Source organism: Pontibacter sp. LHS1, assembly GCF_058932855.1.
The window spans coordinates 249,227-264,053 of sequence record NZ_JBZYWF010000005.1; the positions used below are offsets into that span (position 1 = coordinate 249,227).

General features: G+C 46.8%; 11 protein-coding genes. 5 read left to right on the forward strand and 6 right to left on the reverse strand.

The window, feature by feature from the left end; genetic code table 11:
• The first annotated feature begins 28 nt into the window (after positions 1 to 28).
• The 4 genes from AC5FXQ_RS12305 to AC5FXQ_RS12320 all read left to right on the forward strand — a co-directional run bounded on the left by AC5FXQ_RS12305 (position 29) and on the right by AC5FXQ_RS12320 (position 8,995).
• Positions 29 to 1,255: a FecR family protein gene (locus AC5FXQ_RS12305; RefSeq protein ID WP_493602724.1), complete on the forward strand. Its 1,227-nt coding sequence runs from the start codon at positions 29 to 31 to the stop codon at positions 1,253 to 1,255.
• Between the two features lie 96 nt (positions 1,256 to 1,351).
• Positions 1,352 to 4,795, forward strand: a complete 3,444-nt coding sequence (locus AC5FXQ_RS12310; protein ID WP_493602725.1) for a SusC/RagA family TonB-linked outer membrane protein — start codon at positions 1,352 to 1,354, stop codon at positions 4,793 to 4,795.
• Positions 4,796 to 4,851: 56 nt separating this feature from the next.
• A complete protein-coding gene (locus tag AC5FXQ_RS12315; protein WP_493602726.1) occupies positions 4,852 to 6,168 on the forward strand; it encodes a RagB/SusD family nutrient uptake outer membrane protein in 1,317 nt (438 codons plus the stop codon).
• Between the two features lie 100 nt (positions 6,169 to 6,268).
• Positions 6,269 to 8,995, forward strand: coding sequence for a zinc-dependent metalloprotease (locus AC5FXQ_RS12320; protein WP_493602727.1), 2,727 nt, complete (start codon positions 6,269 to 6,271; stop codon positions 8,993 to 8,995).
• Between the two features lie 212 nt (positions 8,996 to 9,207).
• On the opposite strand, the gene AC5FXQ_RS12325 is transcribed toward AC5FXQ_RS12320, so the two are convergent.
• The 4 genes from AC5FXQ_RS12325 to AC5FXQ_RS12340 all read right to left on the reverse strand — a co-directional run bounded on the left by AC5FXQ_RS12325 (position 9,208) and on the right by AC5FXQ_RS12340 (position 11,599).
• Positions 9,208 to 10,239, reverse strand: a complete 1,032-nt coding sequence (locus AC5FXQ_RS12325; protein WP_493602728.1) for a serine hydrolase domain-containing protein — start codon at positions 10,237 to 10,239, stop codon at positions 9,208 to 9,210.
• On the reverse strand, positions 10,223 to 10,651 hold the full coding sequence (locus tag AC5FXQ_RS12330; protein ID WP_493602729.1) for a type II toxin-antitoxin system RatA family toxin: 429 nt from the start codon (positions 10,649 to 10,651) through the stop codon (positions 10,223 to 10,225). Before AC5FXQ_RS12330 ends, AC5FXQ_RS12325 begins: the two co-directional genes overlap by 17 nt.
• 129 nt (positions 10,652 to 10,780) lie before the next feature.
• Positions 10,781 to 11,158, reverse strand: coding sequence for a hypothetical protein (locus tag AC5FXQ_RS12335; RefSeq protein WP_493602730.1), 378 nt, complete (start codon positions 11,156 to 11,158; stop codon positions 10,781 to 10,783).
• A gap of 72 nt (positions 11,159 to 11,230) precedes the next feature.
• Entirely contained in the window at positions 11,231 to 11,599 is a 369-nt protein-coding gene (locus tag AC5FXQ_RS12340; protein ID WP_007659336.1) for a methylglyoxal synthase, read from the reverse strand.
• Positions 11,600 to 11,787: 188 nt separating this feature from the next.
• Here AC5FXQ_RS12340 and AC5FXQ_RS12345 point away from each other — a divergent pair, with 188 nt between their 5' ends.
• Positions 11,788 to 12,579: a DUF1206 domain-containing protein gene (locus AC5FXQ_RS12345; protein WP_493602731.1), complete on the forward strand. Its 792-nt coding sequence runs from the start codon at positions 11,788 to 11,790 to the stop codon at positions 12,577 to 12,579.
• Between the two features lie 10 nt (positions 12,580 to 12,589).
• Here the strand turns inward: AC5FXQ_RS12345 and AC5FXQ_RS12350 are convergent, their stop codons facing one another.
• Together AC5FXQ_RS12350 and AC5FXQ_RS12355 are read right to left on the reverse strand one after the other, a co-directional pair.
• Positions 12,590 to 13,795, reverse strand: a complete 1,206-nt coding sequence (locus tag AC5FXQ_RS12350; RefSeq protein ID WP_493602732.1) for a threonine synthase — start codon at positions 13,793 to 13,795, stop codon at positions 12,590 to 12,592.
• A gap of 62 nt (positions 13,796 to 13,857) precedes the next feature.
• A complete protein-coding gene (locus tag AC5FXQ_RS12355) occupies positions 13,858 to 14,763 on the reverse strand; it encodes a LysR substrate-binding domain-containing protein (protein WP_493602733.1) in 906 nt (301 codons plus the stop codon).
• Positions 14,764 to 14,827: the final 64 nt, after the last annotated feature.

Genomic DNA, 14,827 nt, shown 5'->3' on the forward strand with positions numbered 1-14,827 from the left:
AGGTGTCTTATGTATGTAAGCAAGCTACATGGAGACAAATAAGAAAGCCTTTGAGATTGCCGATCTCATAGCAAGGCAAAAACAAGAGCAATTAACTGAGCAGGAACAGGAAAGGCTCAGGCAATGGATCGAAGCCTCTGAAAAGAATCGTGCTTTGTACCACTCTTTGCTTGAAGAGCAGGAAGCAACACAACAGGAGTTGTCTTTCCTTTCTGAAGTAGATGTGAGTACTGCATGGCAAAAAGTAGCTCGGGCCACCGGACAACTAAAAGAGCCAGAACCCGAAGTTATTCCGCTTTGGCAACATATAACTACCTGGCGTAACGTGGCGGCTGTACTGGTGCTGGTAGCTATGGCAACTGTACTCTACAAATTCACGAGCGAGAACACTGTTATACCTGATCAGAATGCATTGGCTGTAAATACGGTCTTGGGGCAGCCGGGTGAAGTGGAAAGAGCACAACTCATACTGCAGGATGGATCCAGAATTGATCTGGATAGTCTGCATACTGGGACTTTGCAGGAGCTGAACGGCGTGAAAGTAATTTCTGAGGATGGCATTCTCCGTATCGATGCTTCAGCTTTGACGGAGCCTTCCAGCTCACTGGTTGCTTATAATACGATCACTACACCGCGTGGTATACAATATCAAGTGATACTTCCGGATGGTAGCAAGGTATGGCTCAACGCAGCTTCCTCGCTCAAATTTCCGACTGCATTTACAGGGGAGAATCGCACAGTGGAATTGTCGGGGGAAGCCTATTTTGATGTAGTAAAGGACAGCAGACAGTTTATTGTAAACACCGGTTTAGTTGATGTAACCGTGCTAGGTACTTCTTTTAATGTGTCGGCATATGCCGATGATGCAGAGATTTCAACCACACTCGTAACAGGGCGTGTACAGGTAGCTGGAGCCGATGAAAATGTGGTAGAAACATTAACCCCTGGTAAGCGTGCTGTATTTACCAAGTCTGATCAGGCTATGCTGGTAAGCCAAGTCGAAACTGAGATGTACACTGTTTGGAAAGAGGGCAAGATTTATTTTGAAGATGAAGAACTGCAGACAATCATAAGAAAATTGGGCAGATGGTACGAAACAGGGGCTGTACACTTGGATGCGAATGCAAAAACAAAGACTTTCACTGGGGTAGCCTATAAAGATAAACCACTAGAAAACCTTCTGGAAATGATCAGCCAGACAACAGATTTGACAATAGAAAAGAAAGGAGAAAAGCTATTTGTAAAGAAAAAATAAGGAAAGTCCGGGAAATGCGCCAACACTTCCCGGATAGATCAGCTAATCAAACACCATTTACCAAACGATTATTAACTAACCAACCGATTACAATTTATGAAGAAATTTTTTCTCAGAAAAGTCTTCTCGCCCGGAGAAGGCTATCGGGTACTGTTGCCCAGACTTATACGTCGTTCCATGGTCTTGGTTTTACTCAGCATACTTAATTTGCCTGCATGGGCCTATGCTCAAAAACTGAGCCTGAATTTGGGTAATGTGACTATTTACGAAGCATTGAAGGAGATACGTAAAGAAGCGAATGTAGAGTTTTTTTATAGCACAAATGAGCTGGACGTAAATCGGAAAGTGCTTGTAAAATTTAAAGACACAGAGCTATTGCAGGTAGTTCAGACTATTGTAGGAAGCAAATACAATGTAAAACTGAACGATGACAATGTAGTACTGATCAGCCCAAAGCCAGTTCAGCCCAATTCAAGCCATTCTGAAAAGATAAATATCAACGGAACGATCACAGACGAAAAAGGCGCTGCCCTACCGGGAGTAAGTGTGTTTGTGAAAGGTACAAACTTCGGCACTTACACAGATGTGTCCGGTAACTATACCTTACAGGTCCCTGCGGGCACCCAGGCAATCACTTTGTCCTTTATTGGATATGAGACCCAAGAAGTGCCACTGGCCGGACGTGTGGAGGTTAGCATCGCAATGAAGCCTGCTGCTGCACAGCTCAATGAATTTGTGGTAGTTGGGTATGGAAACACAGAAAAGAAAGACCTGACAGGTTCTATTTCTACGATCAAGGCAAAAGATATTGAGTCGCTAGCTCCTACCATTAATGTAGAGGAAGCACTACAGGGACGCGCCGCTGGTGTGTATGTGGTGCAGGAAACAGGTCAGCCAGGTAGTGCCACCCGCGTACGAGTGCGTGGTGCTACTTCGCTACTGGGGTCTAACCAGCCGCTTTACGTGATAGATGGTATACCAGTAGTCGCTCAGAGTAATATGCCCAACAGTGGTGATACTTTCGACGCAGGATTGGCTAATCAAGGATTGAACACGCCACTGGGAAACCTGAATCCATCTGATATCGAGTCCATGACGGTGCTGAAAGATGCTTCTGCCGCGGCCATTTATGGTTCACGTGCTGCTAATGGTGTAATTATCATTACTACTAAGAAAGGCTCTTCATTGGGTAAGCCGAGGTTCAACTTTAACTACTCTATGAGCACCCAAAAGGCCAGAACAACACAGGTGCTGAATGCTGCCCAGTTTCGTGAGATCTACACAGAAGCTGTAAATAACAGCACGAGCACCGCTGCTTTTGCAAAAGAAGTGCGCGACGGATCCTACTTTGGAGATGCCGACACTGATTGGGAGAAAGTAGTGAGTCGCAGTAATCCGATTACCGAAAACTATAACATTTCTATAACCGGTGGTAATGAGAAGACACGTTATTATACATCAGCAGGTGTACAGGATCAACAGGGTGTTTTCGAGAATTCTTCTTTCAAACGCTATTCCCTTAACCTTAATCTTGATTCTGAACTGTCACGCAAGCTGTTCTTTGGAACTAACCTAAACATCTCTGGCTCTGACCAGGAAGCACCGGACGGGGGCTTGCTGAATAGAATATATGTTTTCAGACCAGACGTACCGGTTTTTGACGCAGAAGGCAACTATTCGGTATCTAACTATTTTAATTTGGAGAACCCGCTTGCGCTTTCCAGAGCCAGCACTTCTAACCAAACACGTATGGTCTTAGGTTCAGCATATGGTGAATTTGAAGTGATAAAGGATTTAAAATTGAGATCAGCGTTGTCGGTTAATTTCAATAATGTGAGAACCCGTAGTTTCTATCCGAGCATCACCTTTACCGGTGGGTTTTCCAGAGCGAATGGTCCCGGTCCGGGCCTTGGCCGTGAAGGCACTAGTGAACTCCTGACACACCTGTGGGAGAATACTCTGAGCTATAATAAAACAATTGCCGAGAAGCACAGTGTCAATTCAGTATTAGGCGCATCGTGGCAGGGAAACAGAAACAGCTTTCTGCAGGCTTCAGGTGAGGGCTTTCCGAAAGATGAAATACTGACTAACCTGAGCAGCGCTTCCAAGAATTTCAGGATAGCATCAGATGAAACCCAGAATGGCCTGGTGTCCTACTTTGGCCGAATGAACTATAGCTTTGACGACCGCTATCTGCTTACACTCTCAGGACGTGTGGACGGGTCTTCAAAGTTTGCAGAGGACAATAAGTGGGCATTTTTCCCAACGGCCGCTGCTGCCTGGAGAGTTTCCAATGAGTCATTTATGGCGGGTGCTAACTTTATTGATGACTTAAAGTTCAGAGTAAGTGCCGGTACGACGGGGCAACAGAATTTTGGCCCATATCAGTGGCGCACACTTTATGAAGCAACATATTACGGTAACAACCCGGCTGTGATCAGAACACAAATGGGTAACAGCAGGCTAAAGTGGGAGACAACCAACCAGTTTGATGCTGGTGTAGACTTCTCTATACTGAATGGCAGACTAAGCGGTGGAGTTGGTTATTACCTGAAAAATACGAATGACCTGTTATACTTTATTCAGGTGCCGGGCAATACAGGTATGACAAGCGTTATTTCTAACTTGGGCGATACCCAAAACAGTGGTTTTGAAGTTGAACTGGCCGGTGATATTGTTAAAAATAATGGCTTTACCTGGAACTTGTCTGTAAATGCCAGCCGCAACCGGAACAAACTGGTCAGACTCAATGACGACTTCCTTAACAAGGAAACAGGAATGATCAACCCGCCTAACACAGGCTCTGTATTGCATGTGGGCTCACCACTCGGACTAATCTATGGCTTTGTAGCGGAAGGTATTTTCCAGACAAAGGAAGAGATTGATGCACTGAATCAAGCCGCAGGAGGGGTATATCAGAATGCAGCCACAGCACCTGGCGACCTGAAGTTCAGAGACATTAGTGGCCCGAATGGCGTGCCGGATGGTAAGATCACAACACATGACCAGACAATTATTGGCAACACGCAGGCAGATTTGTTTGGGGGTATCTCCAACTCTATAAGTTTCAAAGGATTTACGGTATCTGCTCTGTTCACTTATTCAATTGGTAATGATCTGAGATGGGATGCGCAACGCAACGGTATTAACGTGGCCAACACATTTACGAGTGAGAACAAGACCATTGATATCCTGAACCGCTGGACACCGGAAAATCCAACTAACCAGCCGCGTGTGGTATACCTTGACCCTAACCAGAACTCAAGAATTTCGAGCTTCTATGTTCACGACGCATCTTTCATTCGTCTGAAGAACATAAACCTGTCATACGCAATTCCGGAAACGCTGCTTGCCAGAACAGGTTTTGTCCGTACCATGTCAGTTTACGCCGTTGCCACAAACCTTTGGATACTGACCAATTATCCGGGAGCAGATCCAGAAACTAACAACTTGTTTGACAATGATGTTAGCGCAGGCTTGGATAATGCCAGATTCCCAACTCCGCAGGTATTTACAGCCGGGGTTAAAATAGGTTTTTAATTTAAAGTCTGAAATTCATGAAAAAGCTATTTTATATACTTACCGCAAGTACAGTTATGCTTACCTCCTCCTGTGAGCTGGTAAATGTGTTGGATGTGGAGCCACCGAACAATCTTGTTCCCGAGAATGTGGTGAAAGACGCTGAATCGGCAGAGAATCTGTTGAACGGAGCCTATTCCACTTTCAATGATCAATTTTACTACATGTACACTGAGACCATGCCCGGACTCATGAGCGGATCGATGGCCAGAGGGGGGTTCCTGGCAAATGTCGATGTCGCCAACAATGATATTAAGGTAGAAAATGGGGATGTTAACAACTACTGGAAAGCCTTTTATCAGCAGATAGACGCCGCAAATGCTGTTATTAAGCTGGTTCCAGGTGTGCCTGCTGAACTATTTGCTCCAAACAGGCAAAATCAAATTCTGGCAGAAGCGCACTTCCTCAGAGCAATGGCCCATTTCGAACTGCTGCGCTATTACGGACAGTTCTATGACAGAAGCAGTAACCTTGGTATCCTCATCAGGACAGCACCGGCAGACTTTACGACCCGGGCACAACCGAGGTCCACTGTACAGGCTACTTATGATCAGATACTGAAAGACTTGGATGTAGCCATTGCAGACGGACCTGCATTCTCCAGAACTTACTATGCATCTAAAACTGCTGCAAAAGCTCTAAAGGCAAGAGTGCTCCTTTTTATGGGTGAATATGCTGCTGCAGCAACACTGGCAGATGAAGTGATTTTAGAAGGAAGCCGAGTGCTAGAGCCTACTTTTGCTGCAGTGTTCGATAAAAACCGCAACTCGGGCGAAGTTATTCTGATGCGTTACACTGACGAAATCTCCTCTGCTACAGACAGAAAGAAGTTCACATACAGCGCCAGACATGCAATTGCGAGTAACTGGCTGGCTGACTTGATGACCGGAGACCCAAGAGCAGAGCATACTTTCCGTTCTTCTGACAAGTCGGTGCTCAAGGTAAACAGGGTAGAGTTTTTCAGTCCTACCTATTTCCTCAGACTTTCTGAAATGTACCTGATCAAAGCAGAAGGCCTTGCCAGAAGCGGGGCTACACTAGAAGAGAGCAAAACTCCACTGGAAGCCGTTCGCTCAAGAGCGCTGGGTATACCTTACGAGTCGCCAGCCACGTCAAAAGAAGAACTGCTGGATGAGATCTATAAGGAGATCGTGCTGGAACTGGCCTTTGAAAATGGCAGTGAATGGTTTGCCGGGATTCGCTTCGGTAAGATATCACAAGAGAAGCCAACTGTAAACAGTTCACACAAATACATTCTGCCTATACCGCTAAACGAATTGCAGTCAAATTCAGCCTTAAGCCTGAATGACCAGAACCCTGGTTATACCAATTAGAAAGTAGTATCAGCATTGCAGATTATTTACCTGTCCTCTAAGGCGCCCGTTGCCTGAAGTGAGGATAGGCAGACTAATACATCCTAATCCTAAAGAAAAAATGAACCTTATCGATAAAAAAGAATTTGCAGTTAAGCTTCTGGCACTGGCTCTCGCTACCGGAGTACCTTTCCAAACTCAAGCTCAGTTCTGGAAGAAGAAAGAAGCACCGGTGGCCACGCAGCCTAAGCCGGAGGCAGCTACCAAGACTGATGCCGCCAAAAAAATAAAGCCCTATAAGGACGTCATAACCAAAGAGGCTAAAACAGATGAAGGTCTCTTTTCCATACACCAGGTAAACGATATAACCTACTTTGAGATTCCTGACAGCTTATTGGAGCGTGAGATGCTGATCGTATCGAGACGTGCGGCCATGAGCGGCAGTGAACTGGATAACATGGTAGCTGGTGACAGCCCAAAGGACGCCCTGATGGTGAAATGGGAGAAGTCACCGGATGGCAATAGTGTCCTCCTCAGAAAGGTGACTACCCGTAACATTATGCAATTTAAAGGGTTAGACAGCTTTTTTGAAAAAGCGGTTGAGTTACAAACGCTGGACCCCATTCTGATTTCCTTTCCAATCAAAGCTTTTGGGCCAGACTCTAATTCCAGTGTAATTGATGTGGCAAGCCTTTTTCTGGACGATGTAAAAGAACTGACACCATTTGGATCAGGTGGTATGCTGGAAGCCCTTGGGGTAGTGCCTCCTAAGAAATATACCTTCCATAAAGACAGGTCTTTTATTTCAGAGACCATGAGCTTTGACGAGAATGTGGAAATTCGTTCTATGCTGACTTTCACGGAGATCGAAAAGACAGGGATTAAAACTTTTACGATCCTGATGCACCGCTCGATGGTGCTGCTACCGAAAGAGCCGATGCAACCACGTCTGGCAGATGCGCGTGTAGGCCACTTCGCTCTTGGCTTTAAGGAGTACAATGAAGACAAACCTGTAAAAGACAATTACTTTGTCAAGAGGTGGCGTCTGGAGCCGAAAGCAGAAGATATGGAGAAGTTCAGGAACGGGGAACTGGTTGAGCCAAAGAAGCAAATCGTTTTCTACTTAGACCAGACAACACCTGAGAAGTGGAGATCATACATCAAACAGGGTGTGCAGGACTGGTTGCCAGCATTTGAAGAAGCTGGTTTCAAAAACGCGATCGTAGCACTTGACGCCCCTATTAACGATCCAAAGTTCCATCCAGAAGATGTTCGCTACTCGGTGATACGCTATGTAGCCTCCGATATACCTAATGCAAAAGGCCCGTCTGTTGCTGATCCGCGCTCCGGTGAGATTCTGGAGTCAGATGTGATTGTATACCATAACGTGATCAAGCTGATCAGAGACTGGCGCTTTGCTCAGACTGCTGCCAATGATCCTAGTGTCAGAACTATCGACATTCCAGACGAAGTAGTAGGAGAGGGCCTTCGCTATGTGATAGCACACGAAATAGGTCACTCTCTTGGCCTGCGCCACAACATGGGCGCTTCTGTAGCCTTTCCGGTTGACTCGCTTCGATCAGCCTCCTTCACGCAGAAGTATGGCACCACACCATCGATTATGGACTACGCCCGCTTCAATTATGTAGCTCAGCCCGGAGACAAAGGAGTAAAAGTTACCCCTCCTGCGTTAGGTGTGTATGATAAGTATGCCATCAAATGGGCTTACAAACCGATTTTGGATGCAAAAAATGAATACGCTGAAATCAGCACACTGAACAAATGGATTGAAGCGCATGCAGGAGATCCAATGTACCGATTTGGTGAAGGTGATCTGCAAAGCTCTGACCCAACCTCTATGCGAGAAGATATTGGTGATGATGTCGTGAAAGCTAGCAGATATGGGGTAGCCAACACCAAATATGTGATCAGCAACTTAGATAAATGGCTGACCGAGCCGGGCGCTAAGTACGATGATTTGGAGAACTATTATAGCGCTGTTCTGAGCCAGTATATGCGGTACCTGGGACATGTAGGCAAGCAGATCGGAGGCACCTATCTCAGCCGTCCGGTACAAGGTCAGCAAGATGTGGCTTATAGCTATATACCTAAGGCGAAGCAGCGCGAAGCGGTTGGATTTATGCTGGAGCAGTTCAGAGAATTCCCGAAATGGATGGAAAATGATAAGCTCAAGAGTAAGCTGAACTATGTGGAAACATCTGGGGTGGTCAGAAAGATTATCACGCCTGCTACATACTTGGAGACGATGTTCCATAAAGCGTTCTTAGCAAACCTGGCTAACGACGGTAAATTGATGATGATGACAGAGGATGAGATCGCAAATGGAGCTACAGCCTACCGTGTGACAGATTTGTTCAATGACATCCGGGGCGACTTCTTCCGCGAAACGGTAAAAGGGCAGAAGGTTGAATATTATGGCCAATTGATGCAGAACATCTATGTGAAATGGTTGCTGAATAAAGCGCACTTTAATAATTTGGTACCATTTACTCCAACAGCCTTTTCGGAAGAAAACCTGGCATCAGCTCAATCAGTTGCAGAACATGCAAGTTGTGGATTCGACACTTTCTCAAACCATGCTACCCTTTTTGCTGATATAGAGCAATATAATAATTTGGCTTCTGCGCATGCACAGGAACAGAACCTTCACTTCCAGTATGTGAGCATTATTCGCAATAACAAGCATGATAAAATCAATAGCCTGATCCTGGCAGAAGTAAAAAAAGTAAGGGCAATTTTGGTGAAGCATAGAAACGTGGCTGATGAACAGACCCGCGCCCACTATGATTACATGTTAAAAAGAATTGACCTGCACTTAAATTCTTAGTCTTATTAAGAGTAGATAGTAGTTTAAATTTTACGTTGTATAAAGGGGCCGACTTTTAGTTGGTCCCTTTTTTGTGCCGGATAGTCTCATCCCTGCACTGCTTTTAAGAATTTCTTAAGCTCTCTTCAGATCAAGGGCTTTTTACTGCCAGGTGTACGCTTATTTTCATTTAAATGAGAAAGTTGGGCAATATAAAATTTAGGGCGATGCTTTTATCTTTTGTTCCAGAGTTCTTTTCCAAGGTACAGGTGCCTGGTGAGCATCTCTTCATATACCTTATCTACATTGTCTCCGTTCAGGAAGATCAGGTAACCGTTTCTGGACTTCGGGAAAATGATGGCCAGCGCACTGACACCCGGATCTTTGCCGGTATGGATCAGGGCGTATTCTCCATTGCTGAACCCCGTCAGTTTCTCCCAGCCAAGCCCAAAGTAATCATATTCCCGCAACTGCACCTGACTTTTGTGCATCTCTTTAAGCAAGGTAGGAGACAATTCTGCTCCATTTAACACATAAACCAGAAAATTACCGAAGTCCTCTACGGTAGTCAGGAGGTTGGCAGCTGCATTGGCTTCGTAATACCTAACTGTAGGATGCTGTATACCCTGGGCGTCAAAGTTCTGCGCATACCTTGCTTCATCCATCGTGGCATCCCACCAAAATCTCGTGTCGTCCATACCTGCAGGTATAAACAGTAGCTCCGTTGCAAGCTCTTCGATGGATTTACTAAACTTGCTTTCGATGGCCTTTCTTAGGTATTCAAAGCCTTCGCCGGAGTATTGATGCCTGGTGCCTGGGTCGAACTCAAATGCCAAATGGTTCGACTCGTGCATATACCGCCAGTTCGGGAAGCCTGTTTGGTGCGTGAGCACAAGCTTTGGCGTCAGCTTTTGGTGCCGCTTGTCTTTTTTCAGGTCGGGATCTATCCAATGCTTGTACAAAGGCTCGTCCAGGTTCAGCAGACCTTTATCTATCAGCTTCAGGGTGGTGAGCGCTACGATGGGTTTGGTGAGAGAAGCGACTTTGAAGATGGTATTGCCAGGGGCTTTTGTTTTGCCATCCAGGGTGCCGAACACTTCTGTTTTGGTTAGTTTTCCATTTTCGATAATGCCCAGGCCCATGGCAGGTACCTTGTGCTTTTGCAGCAGCTGCTCTATTTCCTGCCTTCGTATTTTTTCGGGGTCTGCAGCCTGGTGGTCGTAGCTTAAAACTTCGCTCAGTTTCCAGTTACCGTTCTCCTGCACCCATACCGAGGTGAATTTGGCAGTGCCAGTCCATACTTAGCCCTGATGCCAATTTGAAGGGAAACCGAAGTTGAAAAGAATATAGAAAAATAACTTCCGTTAAATTTGGTTGTACTTCCTTAAAAGTCCAGGAGCCTAAAAACGATTTGAATAGAAAAGGACCTTTAGTCATTTTGATTGCTGTAGCCCTTGGTCTGTTAAATGAAACATACTCCGTTACCATTCCAAGTCCATTGTTGGCGATGCAATATGCTTTAACTCCTACCTCCGCCGATTCTGCTCCTTCTATAAGCTCAGCCTTTTTTAGAAAAGTGTCCCATGTCAGTCTTTGCTCATAGTCCTGAGTATAGTCAAATACGACTTCAGGACTGCATTTAATTTCAATTTTCTCAGTGAATTTAATGCTACCCATTTAGTCGCTCAAGTTTTTGATTGAAGGCAAAAGATTTATAATAAATCTTTTGGAGTTTGTAGAACGGTCTCGTACAGGCAACGGGTGAGGCATTAGCCGAACATGATGTCTGTGCTGGCGTATGTTGTTTTATTCAACTAAAAAAGCAATAAAAACAGACACCGCAAGAAAGACAAAATATGCTTTTCCAGTCCAATGTGTCCATTCATGATATTTAGATATATTCCTGCTCTTGTAATTCCTATATGCAATAACTCCCATTACTATAGGACCTAAGATAAACAAGTAGAACGACCCAAGAGATGCCATCGCTGACCATTCCCAGAAAAAGGTCGTTAACATAACAAGCAAGAGTCCACCGTATGTAACAAAAGTTAAAAAAAGGTCAATGATAGGCGGATTTTCTACCTTTTCTCTTTTTATCTTTTGAACAAGACGAATGTAAATGATTAGCCCCACCATTGGCACGATGAGATGAATAGTCAGGAAAATGATTATTTCTTTCATCATTATAATAAGCGCCAACTACCCCAAAAGCGTAAACATACGCTTATCGGCACTACATCTAAAGCTTCCTTCCTAAGCTTCCCGCTCCAACACAATTAGATCAGCCGATGCCTTATTCAATGCAATTGGAATATTATTAAGTACTGCCGTGCGGATCAGGGTTTGGATATCGTGCTCGTGGCCGTGTGGGGTCTCTACGTCGATGAAAAAAATCACTTTCTGGATCTGGCCTTGCAACAGGCGGGCGGCGAGCAAAATATCACCACCGCTGGGGCCATGTCCGAAGGGTTCAATGTTCATGTCCAGCAGCTCATTGATCAGCTTGGAGGTATTGGTTGTTCCGATCAGTTTGTATTGACGCAGGGCCTGCTGGTTTTCTTTTACCCAGTTCAGTAGTTCGGTTTTCTTGTTGTTGTGGGCAATTAATGCGATAGTTGTCATAAGATATGCCGTATAGATTGATAAGATAGAGCTGATGCTATAAGTGAAGATAGTGTTTTCCTTATAAATAGCCTCCATCAGGAGCCGAAAGTTTTCACTCTTCACACAAACTTAACTTTCACCTTCTTACCCTGGTATAGCCGAGCGCACCTGCAGGACGCATGACGATAGACAAAAAATATAAGAGGATGGCGCGGTCTCTGGCCCGCTATGGCTGTGCTTCCATCGGTACAGTGTATGTGCTGCTGGGGAGCATGGCGCTACTTTCGCTCTTTGGCAGGTCGGATGATGATGCTGACGAAGAGCGGGCGTTGGATTATTTGCTGGAGTATACGCTGGGCGAAATACTGGTTTGGGTGGTACTGATCGGTATGGTCGGGTACATCCTGTGGCGGATTTTTGAGGCGATTACAGACCCCTATGATTTTGGAAGTGATATGAAAGGTATAGCCAAAAGGGTGGGGATTGGTCTGACATCAGTGGGGTATGGCCTGATAGCATTTTCTGCCTGGGATGTGCTGAACGGCGGCGGCGATGATAGTGAGCAGGATCAGCAATTGATGATCGCAAAGGTGCTGGCCTGGCAGGTGGGGCCGTGGCTGATCGGCGCAGTCGGTGTGATGACGGGTATTGTGGGACTGTTTCAGTTCCGTTTTGTGATGATAGGCGATTACAAAAAATGGCTGCATCTGGAGGAACTGTCGGACACGGTGAAAGGGATCATCAAAACCCTTGCCTGGGCGGGCTACCTGGCAAGGGGTGTCATTCTGATGGTATTGGGCTATTTCCTCCTGGAAGGTGCCATCAAAAAAGATCCCGACGAAGTCGGTGACACCGACTCCGCTTTTGACTTCATTGGCGGCGGTATAGTCGGGGATACCGTTTTCTTTCTGGTGGCGCTCGGCACTATTTCCTACGGCATTTTTATGTATGTATTCAGTGTGCGGTATAAGTTTGAAAGAGAGGCGGAGCACGCCTGACTACGCCTGCTTATTCCTGCGCAAATACATCAGACAGGTTCTCCATATACTTCTGCCCGGAGCCCGTGTTGAGCAGTAGTATTTTTTCGTCTGGTGATAGGCAGCCAATGTCTACCAGCTTGCGGGTCGCCATCCAGACGGCGGCTCCTTCCGGCGCTACAAACAGCCCTTCACTGGCGCCCAGTTCTTTTAATCCGGTAATCATTTCCTGCTCCGTAATGCTGATGGCCGTGCCGCCGGATTCCTGCAGGGTCTGCAACATCAGCTGCTCACCCAGCGGACGAGGCACAGCCAGTCCATTGGCAATGGTGGGTTTGCCCACGTAGTTTTGCGCATTGGCTTGTCTGCCGTAGAAAGTCTCCACCAGCGGACGGCAGTTTTCGGCCTGCACCGCCACCATACGCGGTAGCTTGATGTCCTCTGGCAACCAGCCAATCTTTTTCATTTCCCTGAAAGCTTTCCAGATGCCGATCAGACCCGTGCCGCCTCCGGCAGGGTATAGGATCACGTCCGGCAACTGCCAGTTGCCCTGTTCGGCAATTTCATAGCCCATGGTCTTTTTGCCTTCGAGTCGGTAAGGCTCTTTTAGAGTCGATACGTCCAGCAGTTCGCCTGCGCTGTTTAGCTCCTTCACCCTGGCGGCGCAGTCGTTGATCAGGCCATCTACCAGCACCACTTCGGCGCCATACCAGTAGCACTCGTCCCGGAAAGCCTTTGGCGTATGGCGCGGCATCACCACCGTGGCACGCATACCTGCCTTGGCACAGTAAGCCGCCATAGCTACGCCGGCATTGCCAGCCGTAGGTACAATGCAGCCCTCCACGCCATGCTCTTTCGCTTTGGAGATGGCCATGCTCAGGCCCCGGGCCTTAAAGGAGCCGGTCGGGTTCTGGCCTTCGTCTTTCAGCTGCAGCGAGCGCAGTTCGTACTTTTTCGCCAGATTAGAAAGCTGTAGAATCGGGGTATAGCCTTCGCCAAGACTCACAATGTTCTCTTCGTGCAGCACAGGCAGCATCTCGAGGTAGCGCCACATGGTGCCTGCACGCTTCTGCAATGCCTCCTTCTGCAGAGGTTCAGCAAAGGTATAGCCGGCCAGCAATGGTAGTTGGCAGCAAGTCGAAATGGTTTGTTTTTCGAATGGAGAATATTGTTTGCCACAGCTCGAGCAAGTCAGGGTGCTAAGGTGGCTCAGCAGCGATTGAAGGGTCGTTTCCATATCAGTATTTACGGCAATTAGCAGAACTGATATGACCTAACAAAATAGCATTATAAGATGGGCTATTCCAAAATGGAATAATGCCGTTTGGTAAACTGAATAAAATTTTTGTAAGGGAAATTGTTCTCGGTGCCTTTGCGCTGAATGAAATTGAAGCTACGCTTGATGGTGAGCCCCGTAATAGGCACCTGCACCAGTTCCCCGGACTGTAGCTCCTTCAGCACCGCCTGACGCGGCAGAAAGGAAAGACAGGTGTCTACCCGCACAAAGTTCTTCAGCGCCTCCGTTCCGCCCAGCCTGATCCGGATCGGCAGCTCCTGCAGCTTCACTTTTTTCTGCTCCAGCGCATGTTCCAGTACGGCCAGTGTGCCCGAGCCCCGTTCACGCAGCGCCAGCGGAATTTCATACAGGTCGCGAATCTCCAGTTGCTGCTTCTTCAATGGGTTACGGGACGAGCACACCGCAATCACTTCGTCAGTCAGGAAGGGGGTATAGGTCACGTTGCTCACTTTGTTGATACCCTCCACAATGCCGAGGTCAATTTCATGATCGAGCAGGGCCTTCAGGATGTTCTCGCTATTGCGGTTCTTCAGGTCGAGCTGCACGTTCGGGTTCTTCTGCAGGTAGGCCGAAAGTACCGGCGGCAGAATGTAGAGCGAAATGGTGGTGCTGGCACCGAGGATCATCTTGACCTGAGGGGAGAAGCTTTCGCTGACCTGCTTGAAGTCCTGGTACAGCTCGTGCTGCAGCTGTTTGGCAGACAGCAGTTTTTCATACAGCAGCTTGCCGGCAGGAGTGAGTACCACACTGTTGCCGAGTCGCTCGAAGAGGCCGGTCTTGTAGAACTCCTCCAGCGCTTTGATGTGCTTGCTGATGGCGGACTGGCTGATAAAGAGCGTCTGGCTGGCTTTGGTGAAGCTCAGCAGCCGCGCCACTTCCATAAAAATCTCGTGTCGGTGAGAGAGCATATCGCTGCAATGGGTTTCTGCAAGTATAACGAATATGCTGTTGATTTAGCAGGTATGTCCTGCA